The organism is Streptomyces sp. 13-12-16, assembly GCF_002114215.1.
GTDB lineage: Bacteria > Actinomycetota > Actinomycetes > Streptomycetales > Streptomycetaceae > Streptomyces.
The window spans coordinates 1-14,840 of the sequence record NZ_NCTE01000418.1 but is presented as its reverse complement, the minus strand read 5'-3'; the positions used below and the strand labels follow the sequence as shown (position 1 = coordinate 14,840).

Here is a 14,840-nt window from a genome sequence, read left to right as displayed (position 1 = left end):
TGCAGGATGTCCCGCTCGGCCGTGAAGTTCTCGCGCATGGTGGCGTCGGCGAACCGCCGGTAGTCCAGCGCCTGGGCCGGGTTGCCGACCGTCGGGGTCCGGCGCGGCGGGTTGATCTCGTCGAAGCCGGCGTAGCGCTGGCCCCAGAAGGCGGTCCCCCAGGCCTCGTTGACGGCGCCGACCGTGCCGTACTCCCGCTCCAGCCAGCGGCGGAAGTGGGCGGCGCAGGAGTCGCAGTAGCAGGCGGAGACGGGAACGCCGTACTCGTTGTGGACGTGCCACATGGCGAGCGCGGGGTGGTCGCCGTAGCGCTCGGCGAGCTTCGTGGTGATGTTCGCGGCGGCGGCCCGGTAGTCGGCGTTGCTGTGGCAGATGGCGCCGCGGGAGCCGAACTCCAGGCGCGCGCCGTCCTCGGTGACGGGCAGCGCGTCGGGGTGGGCGCGGTAGAACCAGGCGGGCGGCGCCACGGTGGGCGTGCCGAGGTCGACGCGGACGCCGGCTCCGTGGAGCAGGTCGAGGTTCCGGTCGAGCCAGCCGAAGTCGTACTCGCCGGGCGCGGGCTCCAGCAGGGCCCAGGAGAAGATCCCGGCGCTCACCATGGTGACGCCGGCCTCCCGCATCAGCCGTACGTCCTCGTCCCAGACGTCTTCCGGCCACTGCTCGGGGTTGTAGTCCCCACCGAAGGCGAGCCCGGTGAGGCCCCTGGGGGTGGTCTCCGGCATGGATTCTCTCCCGATGTGTCGATCTTTTGGGAACGTGCACACACATTTTTGGTGGCGCGGGGCCAACATAACCGCACAGCAACAACCATTGACAAGTGTCCGGGATGTTTCTCTACTGTGAACGCTCACAGAAGCAGCGCGAGCGCCCCGGGGCGAGCCGCGCAGGGAGTGCAGCAGGCCTTCGCACGAGGCGAGGGCCCAGGTCAGGGGAGAGTTCCATGCCGTACACGAAGCGCCGTCGCCTCGTGAGTTCCGCCGTCGCCGTCACGCTCGGCGCCACCGCACTCGCCGCCTGCGGCTCCTCGTCCGACGACGGCGAGGCCGGGTCGGGCCCGGTCTCACTGACGTACTGGACCTGGACCCCCGGCATGGACAAGGTCGTCGACCTGTGGAACAAGGGGCCGGGCAAGAAGGAGCAGATCACCGTCACGGTGAAGAAGCAGGCGTCCGGCGACACGCTGGTCACCAAGATCCTCACCGCGCACAAGGCCGGCAAGGCGCCCGACCTGGTGCAGGCGGAGTACCAGGCGCTGCCCACACTGGTCAGCAATGACGCGCTCGCCGACATAGGCGACACCGTGGGGGACGCGAAGAGCAAGTTCGCCGAGGGCGTCTGGCAGCAGACCACGCTCGGCACGGACGCCGTCTACGCGGTCCCGCAGGACATCGGGCCGATGATGTTCTACTACCGCGAGGACCTGTTCAAGCAGTACGGGCTCTCCGTCCCGGCCACCTGGGAGGAGTTCGCCGAGACGGCCCGCGAGCTGAAGAAGAAGGCCCCCGACAAGGACCTGACCACCTTCTCCGCCAACGACTCCGGCCTGTTCGCGGGCCTCGCCCAGCAGGCCGGCGCCCAGTGGTGGACCACCTCCGGCGACAAGTGGAAGGTCGGCATCGACGACGACGCCACCAGGAAGGTCGCCGAGTTCTGGGGCGGCCTGGTCGCGGAGGGCGCCATCGACAACCAGCCGATGTACACCCCGGCCTGGAACAAGGCGCTCAACACCGGCAAGCAGATCGCGTGGGTGAGCGCGGTGTGGGCGCCGGGCACGCTGACCACGGCCGCGCCCGACACCAAGGGCAAGTGGGCCATGGCCCCGCTCCCCCAGTGGAGCGACGACGAGAGCCGCACCGGCAGCTGGGGCGGTTCCTCCACCGGTGTGACCACCGACTCGAAGAACAAGGAGGCCGCCGCGGAGTTCGCCGCCTGGCTGAACACCGACGGCGACGCGCTCAACGCACTGGCGAAGGAGGGCGGCATCTACCCGGCCTCCACCTCGGCCCAGCTCAGCGGCGCCTTCATGAGCCCGCCCGAGTACTTCGCCAACCAGCCCGACTTCTACAAGAAGGCCGCCGCGATCGCGGAGACCACCGCGCCGTCCGCCTGGGGACCGAACGTCAACGTCGCCTACACGACGTTCAAGGACGCCTTCGGAGCCGCCGCGAAGAACAAGTCGGACTTCACCGCCGCCCTGGACACCATGCAGCAGGACACGGTCGCCGACCTGAAGAAGCAGGGCTTCGGAGTCGCGGAGTGAAGTCCCCGGCCCGCCGGACGTCGTACGGGGCCAAGGGGGCCCCGTACGCCCACCCGTCTCCCACCGCCCTCGAACGAGCGCGAAGCGCCCCCTACTTCTTCCTCGTCCCCGCGATCCTCCTGTTCCTCCTGTTCTTCGCGCTGCCCATCGGATACGCCGTCTGGCTCAGCTTCCGCAAGGTGCGGGTCTCCGGGCTCGGCCTCGGGGCCGGTGCCCGCGAGGAGGTCTGGGCCGGTCTGGAGAACTACACCGGCGCCCTGTCCGACAGCGAGCTGCTGAACGGCGCGCTGCGCGTGCTCGGTTACGGCTGCATCGTGGTGCCGGTCATGCTGGGCCTGGCGCTGCTGTTCGCGCTGATGCTCGACTCCGAGAAGGTGCGGCTCGCCCCCTTCACCCGGCTCGCGATCTTCCTGCCGTACGCGATCCCCGGTGTGGTGGCGGCCCTGCTGTGGGGCTTCCTGTACCTGCCGGACGTGAGCCCGTTCTACTTCGTGCTCGACAGGTTCGGTCTGCCGCAGCCGGACCTGCTGGACGGCGGGCCGCTGTACCTGGCGCTGTCGAACATCGCGGTCTGGGGCGGCACCGGCTTCAACATGATCGTCATCTACACCGCGCTGCGGGCCATCCCGGCCGAGGTGTACGAGGCGGCCAAGCTGGACGGCGCCACCCCGCTGCAGATCGCGCTGCGGATCAAGATCCCGATGGTGGCGCCCTCGCTGGTGCTGACCTTCTTCTTCTCGATCATCGCGACGCTCCAGGTGTTCAGCGAACCGACCGTCCTCAAGCCGCTCACCAACTCCGTGTCCACCACCTGGAGTCCGCTGATGAAGGTGTACCAGGACGCCTTCGGCAACGGCGACATCCACGCGGCCGCCGCCCAGGCGACCCTCATCGCGCTCGCCACCCTGGTGCTGTCCTTCGGGTTCCTGCGGGCGACGAACCGACGCAACAAGCAGGAGGCGGCCCGATGAGCTCTCTGGCCCTGCCCAAGGCCGAGCCCACGGCCGGCACCGCCCGCGGCCCGGCGCGCCCCCGCAGGACCGCGCTGGTCCCGACCGTGACGCTGCTGCTCGGCGCGCTGTACTGCCTGCTGCCGGTCGCCTGGGTGGTCATCGCGTCCACCAAGTCCGGCTCGGAGCTGTTCTCCACCTTCACGTTCTGGCCGGGCACCGGCTTCGCCGACAACCTCTCCGACCTGAACGCCTACCGCGACGGCGTCTACTGGCAGTGGATGGGCAACTCCGCCCTGTACGCCGTGGCGGGCGCGCTGCTGTCGACGTGCGTGTCGGCGTTCAGCGGCTACGCGCTGGCGGTCTACCGCTTCCGGGGCCGCGAGACGCTGTTCAACGTGCTGCTCGCGGGTGTGCTGATGCCGCCGGTGATCCTCGCCGTCCCGCAGTACCTGCTGCTGGCGAAGGCGGACCTCACGGACTCCTACCTGGCCGTGCTGCTGCCGCAGATCCTCTCCCCGTACGGCGTCTACCTCGCGCGGATCTACGCCGCGGCCGCGGTGCCGGCGGACGTGGTGGAGGCGGGGCGGATGGACGGCGCGGGCGAGTGGCGGATCTTCTCCCGGGTCGCGCTGCCGATGATGGCGCCCGGACTGGTCACGGTCTTCCTGTTCCAGTTCGTGGCGATCTGGAACAACTTCCTGCTGCCGTACATCATGCTCAGCGACGACGAGAAGTTCCCGATCACCCTCGGTCTGCACACCCTGCTCGAACAGGGCGCCAACACCCCCGCGCTGTACACCCTGGTGATCACGGGCGCCTTCCTCGCCGTGTTCCCGCTGGTCGCGCTGTTCCTGGTCGTCCAGCGGTTCTGGAGTCTGGATCTGCTCTCCGGGGCCGTAAAGTCATGACCATGGGCAACACGGGGGGCAGGCGCAAGCCGCCGACGATCCACGACGTGGCGCGCGAGGCCGGGGTCTCGCGCGGCACCGTCTCACGGGTGCTCAACGGCGGCCACTACGTCAGCCCCGCCGCCGCGGACGCGGTCAACGCCGCGATCCGCAGGACGGGTTACGTCGTCAACCGGCACGCCCGCTCGCTGATCACCGGCCGCTCCGACTCGGTGGGCTTCCTGCTCACGGAGCCCCAGGAGCGGTTCTTCGAGGACCCCAACTTCAACGTCCTGCTGCGGGGTTGCACGCAGGCGCTGGCCGCGCACGACGTGCCGCTGCTGCTGATGCTGGCCGGTACGGACGACGAGCGGCGGCGCATCACGCGGTACATCACCGCCGGGCACGTCGACGGGGTGCTGCTGGTGTCCAGCCACTCCGGTGACCCGGTGGCGGAGGAGCTGCGGGCGGCGGGGGTGCCGCTGGTCGCGTGCGGCAAGCCGATCGGGATGGGCTCGAAGGTCAGTTACGTGGCCGCCGACGACCGGGACGGCGCGCGGGACATGGTGCGGCACCTGCTGGCGCTCGGCCGGCGCCGGATCGGCGTGGTGACCGGTCCGCTCGACACCCCCGGTGGTGTGGAGCGTCTGGCCGGTTACCGGGAGGTGCTCGCCGAGGCGGGCGTCGAGGCCGACGAGCGGCTGGTCGTCTCCGGCGACTACAGCCGGGCCAGCGGCGAGGCCGGTGCCGAGCGGCTGCTGGCGCGGGCCCCGGACGTGGACGCGGTGTTCGTCGCCTCCGACCTGATGGCCCAGGGGGTGCTCGCCGCGCTGCACCGGGCGGGGCGCCGGGTGCCGGAGGACGTCGCGGTCGGCGGTTTCGACGACTCCCCCGCGGCCGTCGCCGCGAGTCCCGAGCTCACCACGATCCGCCAGCCCTGGGACCGCATCAGCACGGAGATGGTGCGGGTGCTGCTGGCGCAGATCGGCGGCGAGGACCCGGCGGCGGTGATCCTGCCGACGGAGCTGGTGAAGCGGGACTCGACGTAGGCCCCGTGCGGGGTCCCCGCCCCCGGCGAGGTCGCCGGTCCGTTCCCGGACGCGCCCGCCCGGCCTGCCGTGCAGGACCGTCGTCGCACGTTTGTTGCGCATTCATTGAATGTCGGACAAGTGTTACCGTTCGGGTATGGCAGCGGAGACGGCCGGGGCGCGGCTCGAGGAACGGTGGCGTGACATCCTCGCGGTGCACGCGCGCACCCTGGGCGAGATCGACCGCGCGCTGCATCCGTACGGTCTGGGCGCCTCCGACTTCGAGGTGCTCGATCTGCTCACGACCGCGACACCCCCGGACGGCGAGCAGTGCCGGGTGCAGAACCTGGTGGGCCGGGTCCACCTCAGCCAGAGCGCGCTGTCCCGTCTCATCGCCCGCCTGGAGAAGGACGGCCTGGTGGAGCGCAGCATGTGCCTGGAGGACCGGCGCGGGGTGTATGTGCAGCTCACACCGAAGGGGCGTGAGCTGCACGCCGAGACGCTGCCGGTCCAGCGCGCCGCACTCGCCCGCGCCCTGGACGCATAGGGCCCGGGCCGGACCTACGGGCGGGCCAGCAGCGTGCGCACCCCCTCCGAGGTGAGTGTCAGACGGTGCTCGGAGCTGCCGTCGATGGTGAGTGACAGCTCCTCGGCCGGCCACTGGGCGGCGAGCGCGCCGAGCGGGACGAGCCGGTAACGGGAGACGAACGGCAGCAGTCCGGCCATCTCCAGTTCGGACGTGAACACGGGCACCACCTGGGTGCCGCCCGGCTGCTCCAGCACCGGAAGGGCGACCGCGCCGGGGTCGGCGGCCTCCTCGTCGCCCGCGTCGTCCGGGACCGGGATCAGCACGTCACTGTTGGCGAGGGCGTCCAGCGCCATCGTGTCCTCGGTGTTCTCCGACAGGGCGTCCAGGGCCCGCTGCGCGGGCGTGGGGGCGTTGTTCTCGTGCGCGGGTGTCTCCATGGCAGATTCCCTGGTAGCGGCGGTCGTACGGCCTTCCCGGGACAAGGTCCGGCCCGGGCACGGTGCTGCACGCGTACCCGTTCGCATGTCACGCAACCCTGCGAGTTCCGGCCCGCTCACCGGCCTTCCGGCACCCCCTCCGGACCCGACGATCCACATGGCTATCATATGAGCACCCTCTAGCTCGAAAGATGATCCTGTGACTGTCAACGAAGACTCGTTCACCAGCTGGAAGCACCGCGAGGAGATCGCGGAGTCGATGATCCCGATCATCGGGAAGCTGCACCGCGAGCGGGACGTCACCGTCCTGCTGCACAGCCGCTCCTTGGTGAACAAGTCGGTGGTCAGCATCCTCAAGACCCACCGCTTCGCCCGGCAGATCGCCGGCGAGGAGCTCTCGGTCACCGAGACGCTGCCCTTCCTCCAGGCGCTCACCACGCTCGACCTCGGCCCCTCCCAGATCGACATCGGCCTGCTCGCCGAGGCCTACCGCGCCGACGACCGGGGCCAGTCGGTGGCCGAGTTCACCGCGGAGGCCGTCGCCGGCGCGACCGGCGCCGACAAGATCGACCGCCGCGAGCCGCGCGACGTCGTCCTCTACGGCTTCGGCCGCATCGGCCGCCTCCTGGCCCGGCTGCTCATCGAGAAGTCGGGGTCCGGCAACGGCCTTCGCCTGCGCGCGATCGTGGTCCGCCGGGGCGGTGAGCAGGACATCGTCAAGCGGGCCTCGCTGCTGCGCCGCGACTCCGTGCACGGCCAGTTCCAGGGCACCATCACCGTCGACGAGGCGAACAGCACGATCACCGCCAACGGCAACACCGTCAAGGTGATCTACGCGGGCGACCCGACGGAGATCGACTACACGGCGTACGGCATCAAGAACGCCATCCTCATCGACAACACCGGCAAGTGGCGCGACCGCGAGGGGCTTTCGCTGCACCTGCGTCCCGGCATCGACAAGGTGGTGCTCACCGCGCCCGGCAAGGGCGACGTGCCCAACATCGTGCACGGCGTCAACCACGACACCCTCAAGCCGGACGAGCGGATCCTGTCCTGCGCGTCCTGCACCACCAACGCGATCGTGCCGCCGCTGAAGGCGATGGCGGACGAGTACGGGGTGCTGCGCGGGCACGTGGAGACGGTGCACTCGTTCACCAACGACCAGAACCTGCTGGACAATTACCACAAGTCGGAGCGCCGCGGCCGTTCGGCGCCGCTGAACATGGTGATCACCGAGACGGGTGCCGCCTCGGCCGTCGCCAAGGCACTGCCCGACCTCGACGCGACCATCACCGGCAGCTCGATCCGGGTGCCCGTGCCGGACGTCTCGATCGCGATCCTCAACCTCCAGCTCGGCCGCGCCACCGACCGTCAGGAGGTCCTCGACCACCTGCGCAACGTGTCACTGACCTCGCCGCTCAAGCGCCAGATCGACTTCATCAGCGCGCCCGACGCGGTCTCCAGCGACTTCATCGGCTCGCGCCACGCCTCGATCGTCGACGCCGGCGCGCTGAAGGTCGAGGGCGACAACGCGATCCTCTACCTCTGGTACGACAACGAGTTCGGCTACTCCTGCCAGGTCATCCGGGTCGTGCAGTACGTTTCCGGTGTGGAGTACCCGACCTACCCGGCACCGGCGGTCTGACCCGGAAAGCCGGCAAGCGGAACGGACGCGACGAAGGGGCGGGGCGGGCGGGATGCCCGTCCCCGCCCCGGTCTGCCCGCTGTACCGGTGGTAAGGGGCAGATCGGTAACGATCACCCCGTTCGGGTTGCCGGGGCGCGTGGAGTTCCTAGTCTTCCGGCATGGCCCTCTTCAGCAGTCGCACCGGTAAACGCCCCCGTATCGTGCCCGCCCTCGACGACGCCGAGCTGGCGCGCGTGCTGGGGCGGTTGAGCAAGCGGAACGGGGGCGGCAGGGCCGCGGACATGGCCCTCGTCTCCTCCTTGCTGGAGGAGACGGGGGACGACTGGGACCGTCGCGGCCACCGGGTGTCCGTACTGGCCGAGGCGACGGCCGACACGGGGATCGCGGCGGCGTGGCTGGACCGGGAGCCGCAGAGCGCGGACGCCCTGGTGTTCCACTCCTGGACCGGGCTGGTGCGCGGTCTGCGGGACGGACACCTGGAGGACGCCGGGCAGTTGGTCTCCCGGTGCCACCAGGCCGCCGAGCGAAGACCGGAGGATCCGCTGCCGTGGGTGGTCCTGCTCGGTGTGTCCCGGATCGAGCGCTACGGCCAGAACGACGTCAACGCCGTCTGGCGGGAGGCCACCGGGCGCGACCGCTGGCACCGTGAGGCGTATCTGCAGATGCTCGCGTACCTGTCGCCGGAGGAAGGCGGGTCCAGCGCGGCCGTCCTCGACTTCGTCGACGTGGTACGCACCCGTATCCCGGCCAACGCGGCGTGTGCGGCGGTCGAGCTGACCGCGGCCGTGCGGCAGTACCAGGGGCTGCTGGCGCAGGGCGGGGTGCGCGCCATGACGGCCGGTCAGCTGTGGGAGGGCGGACAGATCGCGGCCGCGCTGGACCAGGCGGCCGCGCTGTGGGCGAAGCCGGGTTTCTTCCAGCACGCGGCGGCGCAGGCCGATCTGAACGTGCTGGCGTACGCGCTGTGCGCGGCCGGCCGGGCCGTCGACGCGCACCACGTGTTCCAGACGCTGCAGGGCACGGTCACGCCCTGGCCGTGGAACACCGACGGACCCGCACTCCAGCGGTTCGAGCAGCACCAGGCCAAGGCGGAACGGGGACGGCAGGGCGGCGTCGGCGGAGGGTGACGTCCACCGGCCGCCGCTCCCCCGTCAGTTCCGTGCCAGGACGGTGGTGACTGCCTCCCGCAGCACCGCCGCCGGGTCCTGTACGGGTCCTTCGGAGCGCCAGGCGACGAAGCCGTCGGGGCGGACCAGTACCGCGCCGTCCTCGGTGATCCCGTGCGCCCGGGCCCAGTCGGCACCGTCCTCGGGGATCAGTTCCGCGCCCCGGCCGTCGCCCACCCGGTACGCGTCGAGCGGTACGGACAGGTCCTTCGCGACCTTCGCCGCCGCGGTGTGCCAGTCACAGGCGCCGTCCGCGGAACTCAGCAGCACGCACGACCGCTCGTACAGGTCGAGCGTGGAGATCCGGGTGCCGGAGCGGTCCAGCCACACGTGCGGGGCGCGGCTGCCGGGCTCTCCGGTCAGCATCACCCCGTCGGGGATGACCGGCGTCGCCGGGTCGGCGCCCAGGACCGCGCCGCGCGGGTAGCGGTAGCAGAGCGCCACGTTGAGGATGCCGCCCGGCTTCATCCCGGGACCGCCGGGGCCACCTGCTCCGGGACCACCGGGGCCGCCGGGACCACCTGCTCCGGGACCGCCGGGGCCACCGGGACCACCTGCTCCGGGACCACCGAGGACGGGGGCGCCGGGACCACCGGGGCCACCAGGACCGCCGGCTCCGGGACCACCGGGTGCGGGGGCGCCGAGGGCGGGGGCGCCGGGGGCGGGGGTGTAGCCGGGGTGGCTGTGCTCGCTCGAACGGGAGGAGGCACGGGCGCTGGTCGCCTCCGCGACGGGCCGGCGTTCGGCGTCGTAGGACTCCAGCAGGCCGGGCGCGGCCCAGCCGCCGAGCACGGCGGCCAGCTTCCAGGCGAGGTTGTGGGCGTCCTGGATACCGGTGTTGGAGCCGAACGCCCCGGTGGGCGACATCTCGTGGGCCGAGTCGCCGGCCAGGAACACCCGGCCGTCGGCGTACCGTTCGGCGACCCGCTCGGCGGCGTGCCAGGCGGCCCGGCCGGTGATCTCCACGTCGAGGTCCGGCACGCCGACGGCCTTGCGGATGTGGGCGACGCACCGCTCGTCGGTGAACTCCTCGAGGGTCTCGCCGTGTTCGGGGTGCCAGGGGGCGTGGAACACCCAGTGCTCCCGGTTGTCGACCGGCAGCAGGGCCCCGTCGGCCTCCGGGTTGGTCAGGTAGCAGACGATGAACCGCCGGTCCCCGACGACGCCGGCGAGGCCACGGGAGGTGAACGTGAGGCTCACGTTGTGGAACAGGTCGCCCGGGCCGTTCTGCCCGATGCCCAGCGCCTCGCGGACGGGGCTGCGCGGGCCGTCGGCGGCGACGAGGTAGTCCGCCCGGATCCTGGTGTGCTCGCCGGTCTCCCGGCTCTTGACCAGCACCGTCACACCCTCGGCGTCCTGGTCGAAGGAGAGCATCTCCGTCCCGAAGCGCAGGTCCCCGCCGAGCTCCCGGGCTCCCTCGAGGAGCACCGGTTCCAGGTCGTTCTGGCTGCACAGGCACCACCCGCTGGGGCTGAAGCGGGCGAGCCCGCCACCGGGGTCGATCTCCTGGAGCAGCCACTCGCCCTCGTCGCCCGCCAGGCTCGGGGTCTGCCAGATGCCGTGGTTCTCCGCCAGGACCGACGCGGCCCGGCCGATGCGCTCCTCGACCCCGGCCGCCCGGAACAGCTCCATGGTGCGCACGTTGTTCCCCCGCCCGCGCGGGTGGATCGACGTGCCCGCGTGGCGTTCGACGAGCGTGTGCGGCACGCCGAGGCGCCCCAGGAACAGGGACATCGACAGGCCCACCAGGGAACCGCCGACGATGAGGACCGGCGTGCGGTGATCCGCCCGGCCGGCCGTATCCGATCGATTCATTGAAACGCCTCCAGCGTCGCCCTCGACGGGCTGTGGAACAGGACGCACCTTTCATGCCCGGTGCGGGACGGTTCGCGTCCCGGCGGCACCCGGATGACACGCGGTTCACCCACCTGCCCCGTGTCGCTCGCGCGCACCGGAAGATCGCGTCAACGATCGACTCATGGCGACCCCGGCCCTCGGACGGGCACGGCGGTCGTTCCCGACCTTCCGACGAAGAGGAGAGGTGCGCCGGATGACCATGTCGGCACGCATATCGCAGTCGGCGTTCGACGGCTCGAGGCTGCGGGTGATCCTGCTGCTCGACCTGTACGAGGGGGCCCAGGAGCAGTTCCTCGACGCGTACGAGCACATGCGCAACAAGGTCGCGTCCGTCCCCGGTCACATCAGTGACCAACTGTGCCAGTCGATCGAGAACCCCTCGCAGTGGCTCATCACCAGCGAATGGGAGAGCGCCCTGCCGTTCCTCGCGTGGGTGAACAGCGAGGAGCACATCCAGATCGTCCGGCCGATGCACAGCTGCGTCCGGGACACCCGGTCGATGCGCTACAGCGTCCTGCGCGAGACCCACCCGGACCAGCCGCTCACCACCGAGGTCGCGCGGGCGAGTCTGCAGAAGGCGGCACGCGTGGGCGCCGGGATCACCCGCCACGCCCTCACCTTCACCGTGAAGCCGGGCTCCGAGTCCAAGGTCGTGGACATCCTGGCCAACTACGACGCGCCCGAGACGCGCATCAACGGCACCACGCGACTGCACCGCACCTCCCTCTTCATGCACGGCAACCGCGTCGTACGGGCCGTGGAGGTCGAGGGCGACCTGCTGGCCACCCTGTGCCACGTGGCCAGCCAGCCCGAGGTCCAGGCGGTGGAGGAGGCCATCAACCCCTATCTGGAGCAGGACCGGGACCTGTCCGACTCCGACTCCGCGCGGGTCTTCTTCACCCGGGCGGCGCTCCCGGCCATGCAGCACGTGGCGGCCGGCCGTCCGGAACCCGCCGATCTGCGGCGGCACATGCTGTACTACCCGGCCATGACGGGCCACGGCCTCGAGCTGGCCCGGTTCCTCGCCCACCAGGACGAGGCCGCGGCGAACGACCCGGACAGCCCGGTGTACGCGAGCACCGTCTTCCAGCGCGACGACATCGTGGTCCGCATGATCGACGTCACCGGCGAACTCGATCTCGACCCCGCCGCAGCGCTCGGCATCAAGGCCCCGGGCAAGGCGGCCGAGCTGGAGCGTCTCCTGGACGGCGCCGCGATCGGCGTCGAGGGCTCCCTGGACTCGGAGCGCACCCTGCACCGGCTCCTGGCGCACGCCGACATGATGCCCGTCACCGACCGCAGCTCCGCGGATTCCTGACGGTCCACAGCGGTGACGTCCTCGGCCGCGGACGCCCGGACGTCACCGGCACACCCGGAGGTAACAACCATGTCCAAGCAGCATCCACGCATCGTGGACCTGAGCGAGACGGAACCCAACCGCCGGCGCGGAGGTGACCTCAGAACCCTGCTCACCCCGGCCACCGTGGGCTCCACCAGCGGCTTCATGGGCCTGGCGATCATCAAGCCCGGCGAGCGCATCGGCGAGCACTACCACCCGTACTCCGAGGAGTTCGTGTACGTGGTCAGCGGCGCGCTCGAAGTGGACCTGGACGGCGAGCCGTTCGCGCTCCGCGCCGAGCAGGGACTGATGATCCCCATCGACATGCGGCACCGCTTCCGCAACGTCGGCGACCGGGAGGCCCGCATGGTGTTCCACCTGGGCCCGCTCGCCCCGCACCCGAGTCTCGGCCACGTCGACACCGAGGAGACCGAAAGCGCCCCCGCCGGGCCGCAGTTGACGGTCGGCGGTCCCGAGGCCGGCCGGCCGGCCGAGCCGAGCGAGGCCATAAAATGACCCGGCGAGTGGCCGTCACCGGTATAGGTGTGGTCGCTCCCGGCGGCATCGGGGCGACGGCGTTCTGGGATCTTCTGGCAGCCGGCCGCACCGCGACCCGCGGCATCTCCCTGTTCGATCCGGCCGGTCTGCGCTCGCGCATAGCCGCCGAGTGCGACTTCGACCCGTTCGAGCACGGCCTGGACGCGGATCTGTGCCAACACGCGGACCGGTACATCCAGTTCGCCGTGGTCGCCGCCGCCGAGGCCGTGCGCGACTCCGGACTCGACACCGGGACCGCGGACCCGTGGCGCACCGCGGTCTCGCTGGGCAGCGCGGTCGGCGGCACCACCCGGCTGGAACACGACTACGTGCTGGTCAGCGAGGGCGGCCGGCGCTGGGACGTGGACCACCGGCAGGCCGGGCCGAAGCTGCACCTGGCGTTCTCGCCGAGCACCCTCGCCTCGACCGTCGCCGAACGGTTCGACGCCCGGGGCCCGGTGCAGACCGTCTCCACCGGCTGCACCTCCGGGCTCGACGCGGTCGGCTACGCCTTCCACACCATCGCCGAGGGCCGGGCCGACGTCTGCATCGCCGGGGCGTCGGACTCGCCGATCTCACCGATCACGATGGCCTGCTTCGACGCCATCAAGGCGACGTCGCCCAACAACGACGACCCCGAGCACGCCTCCCGGCCCTTCGACGCCCACCGCGACGGTTTCGTGATGGGCGAGGGCGCGGCCGTACTCGTCCTGGAGGAGTACGAGCACGCGCGGGCCCGCGGCGCGGAGATCCTCTGCGAGATCAGCGGCTACGCCACCTACGGCAACGCCTACCACATGACCGGTCTGACCAGTGAGGGACTGGAGATGGCCCGGGCGATCGACACCACGCTCGACCAGGCCCGTATCGACCCCACGCTGATCGACTACGTCAACGCGCACGGCTCCGGCACCCGGCAGAACGACCGGCACGAGACGGCCGCCGTGAAGCGGTCCCTGGGCGCGCACGCCCACGAGACGCCCATGAGCTCCATCAAGTCGATGGTGGGGCACTCGCTGGGCGCGATCGGCGCGATCGAGGTGGTCGCCTGCGTCCTCGCGCTGAAGCACCAGGTGGTGCCGCCCACGGCGAACTACGAGACCCCCGACCCCGAGTGCGACCTGGACTACGTGCCGCGCACCGCCCGCCCGCGGAAGCTGAACCATGTGCTCTCCGTCGGCAGCGGATTCGGCGGCTTCCAGTCCGCGGTACTGCTGTCCGGGCCGGGTGGGAGGACACGATGAGCAATCGGCGCCCCGGGCGCGCGGCCGTCACCGGCATCGGTGTGGTCGCGCCCAACGGACTGCGGACCGACGCCTACTGGAAGTCCGTCCGCGAAGGCCTCAGCGTGCTGGATCTGATCAGCCGCGAGGGCTGTGACCATCTGCCGCTGCGGGTGGCGGGTGAGGTCCGGGCCTTCGACCCGGCGGCCCTCATCGAGGACCGGTTCCTGGTGCAGACCGACCGGTTCAGCCACTTCGCGATGGCCGCCGCCGCCCTCGCCCTCGACGACGCCGGACTCGGCGGCGAACCCGCCGATCCGTTCTCGGTCGGCGTGGTCACCGCAGCCGGCTCGGGCGGCGGCGAGTTCGGCCAGCGCGAACTGCAGAAACTCTGGGGAAAGGGCTCCAAGTTCGTCGGCCCCTACCAGTCCATCGCCTGGTTCTACGCCGCGAGCACCGGCCAGATCTCCATCCGCGGCGGCCTCAAGGGACCCTGCGGGGTGGTGGCGAGCGACGAGGCGGGCGGTCTGGACTGCCTCGCGCACGCGAGCCGGGCCGTGGGCCGCGGCACCGACGTCATGGTCGTGGGGGCCACGGAGGCGCCGCTGGCCCCGTACTCGATGGTGTGCCAGCTCGGCTACCCCGAGCTCAGCACCCTCGACGACCCCGACCGCGCCTACCGCCCGTTCACCGAGAAGGCGTGCGGCTTCGTGCCCGCCGAGGGCGGCGCGCTGCTCGTCGTCGAGGACGAGTTCCGTGCCCGTGACCGCGGGGTGCCCGTACGGGCCGTCGTGGCCGGCCACGCCGCCACGTTCACCGGGGCCTCCCGCTGGGCGGAGTCCCGGGAGGGGCTGGCCCGCGCGATCCGCGGCGCCCTCGACGAGGCGGGCTGCGCGCCGGAGGAGATCGACGTCGTGTTCGCCGACGCCATGGGCGTCCCCGCGGCGGACCGCGCCGAGGCGCTGGCGATCGCCGAC

General features: G+C 71.3%; 14 protein-coding genes. 11 read left to right on the top strand and 3 right to left on the bottom strand.

What is annotated here, in order from left to right:
• On the bottom strand, window positions 1-722 hold a 722-nt coding region (locus tag B7767_RS17100), incomplete at its 3' end, for a beta-galactosidase (RefSeq protein WP_179167176.1).
• A gap of 218 nt (window positions 723-940) precedes the next feature.
• On the opposite strand from B7767_RS17100, the gene B7767_RS17095 reads away from it, so the two are divergent.
• The 5 genes from B7767_RS17095 (at window position 941) to B7767_RS17075 (ending at window position 5,675) form a co-directional block, all read left to right on the top strand.
• A complete protein-coding gene (locus B7767_RS17095) occupies window positions 941-2,260 on the top strand; it encodes an ABC transporter substrate-binding protein (RefSeq protein ID WP_085572947.1) in 1,320 nt (439 codons plus the stop codon).
• Window positions 2,257-3,231, top strand: coding sequence for a carbohydrate ABC transporter permease (locus B7767_RS17090; RefSeq protein WP_085572946.1), 975 nt, complete (start codon window positions 2,257-2,259; stop codon window positions 3,229-3,231). Before B7767_RS17095 ends, B7767_RS17090 begins: the two co-directional genes overlap by 4 nt.
• Window positions 3,228-4,121: a carbohydrate ABC transporter permease gene (locus tag B7767_RS17085; RefSeq protein WP_085572945.1), complete on the top strand. Its 894-nt coding sequence runs from the start codon at window positions 3,228-3,230 to the stop codon at window positions 4,119-4,121. Before B7767_RS17090 ends, B7767_RS17085 begins: the two co-directional genes overlap by 4 nt.
• Window positions 4,118-5,149: a LacI family DNA-binding transcriptional regulator gene (locus B7767_RS17080; protein ID WP_085572944.1), complete on the top strand. Its 1,032-nt coding sequence runs from the start codon at window positions 4,118-4,120 to the stop codon at window positions 5,147-5,149. The genes B7767_RS17085 and B7767_RS17080 overlap by 4 nt, the downstream gene beginning before the upstream one ends.
• 136 nt (window positions 5,150-5,285) lie before the next feature.
• Window positions 5,286-5,675 carry a MarR family winged helix-turn-helix transcriptional regulator gene (locus B7767_RS17075; protein WP_085572954.1) on the top strand — a complete coding sequence of 130 codons (390 nt, stop codon included), beginning with the start codon at window positions 5,286-5,288 and terminating at the stop codon, window positions 5,673-5,675.
• A 14-nt stretch (window positions 5,676-5,689) separates the two neighbouring features.
• On the opposite strand, the gene B7767_RS17070 is transcribed toward B7767_RS17075, so the two are convergent.
• Window positions 5,690-6,094: an SseB family protein gene (locus B7767_RS17070; RefSeq protein ID WP_073934951.1), complete on the bottom strand. Its 405-nt coding sequence runs from the start codon at window positions 6,092-6,094 to the stop codon at window positions 5,690-5,692.
• A 199-nt stretch (window positions 6,095-6,293) separates the two neighbouring features.
• Between B7767_RS17070 and B7767_RS17065 the strand changes: the two genes are divergently transcribed.
• Together B7767_RS17065 and B7767_RS17060 are read left to right on the top strand one after the other, a co-directional pair.
• A complete protein-coding gene (locus B7767_RS17065) occupies window positions 6,294-7,739 on the top strand; it encodes a glyceraldehyde-3-phosphate dehydrogenase (RefSeq protein WP_085572943.1) in 1,446 nt (481 codons plus the stop codon).
• 160 nt (window positions 7,740-7,899) lie between these two features.
• Complete coding sequence (locus B7767_RS17060) at window positions 7,900-8,868, top strand: hypothetical protein (RefSeq protein ID WP_085572942.1); 969 nt, start codon at window positions 7,900-7,902, stop codon at window positions 8,866-8,868.
• A gap of 24 nt (window positions 8,869-8,892) precedes the next feature.
• On the opposite strand, the gene B7767_RS17055 is transcribed toward B7767_RS17060, so the two are convergent.
• Complete coding sequence (locus B7767_RS17055; RefSeq protein ID WP_085572941.1) at window positions 8,893-10,722, bottom strand: FAD-dependent monooxygenase; 1,830 nt, start codon at window positions 10,720-10,722, stop codon at window positions 8,893-8,895.
• Between the two features lie 235 nt (window positions 10,723-10,957).
• On the opposite strand from B7767_RS17055, the gene B7767_RS17050 reads away from it, so the two are divergent.
• From B7767_RS17050 to B7767_RS17035, 4 genes are all read left to right on the top strand, one after another.
• Window positions 10,958-12,082: a SchA/CurD-like domain-containing protein gene (locus B7767_RS17050; protein ID WP_085572940.1), complete on the top strand. Its 1,125-nt coding sequence runs from the start codon at window positions 10,958-10,960 to the stop codon at window positions 12,080-12,082.
• Window positions 12,083-12,151: 69 nt separating this feature from the next.
• The gene (locus B7767_RS17045; protein ID WP_085572939.1) at window positions 12,152-12,619 is read left to right on the top strand and encodes a cupin domain-containing protein; all 468 of its coding nucleotides are present in this window, start codon (window positions 12,152-12,154) and stop codon (window positions 12,617-12,619) included.
• Window positions 12,616-13,884, top strand: coding sequence for a beta-ketoacyl synthase (locus B7767_RS17040; protein WP_085572938.1), 1,269 nt, complete (start codon window positions 12,616-12,618; stop codon window positions 13,882-13,884). Before B7767_RS17045 ends, B7767_RS17040 begins: the two co-directional genes overlap by 4 nt.
• Window positions 13,881-14,840 (top strand): beta-ketoacyl synthase N-terminal-like domain-containing protein (locus B7767_RS17035; protein ID WP_085572937.1); only part of this gene is annotated, 960 nt, incomplete at its 3' end. The genes B7767_RS17040 and B7767_RS17035, both read left to right, overlap by 4 nt.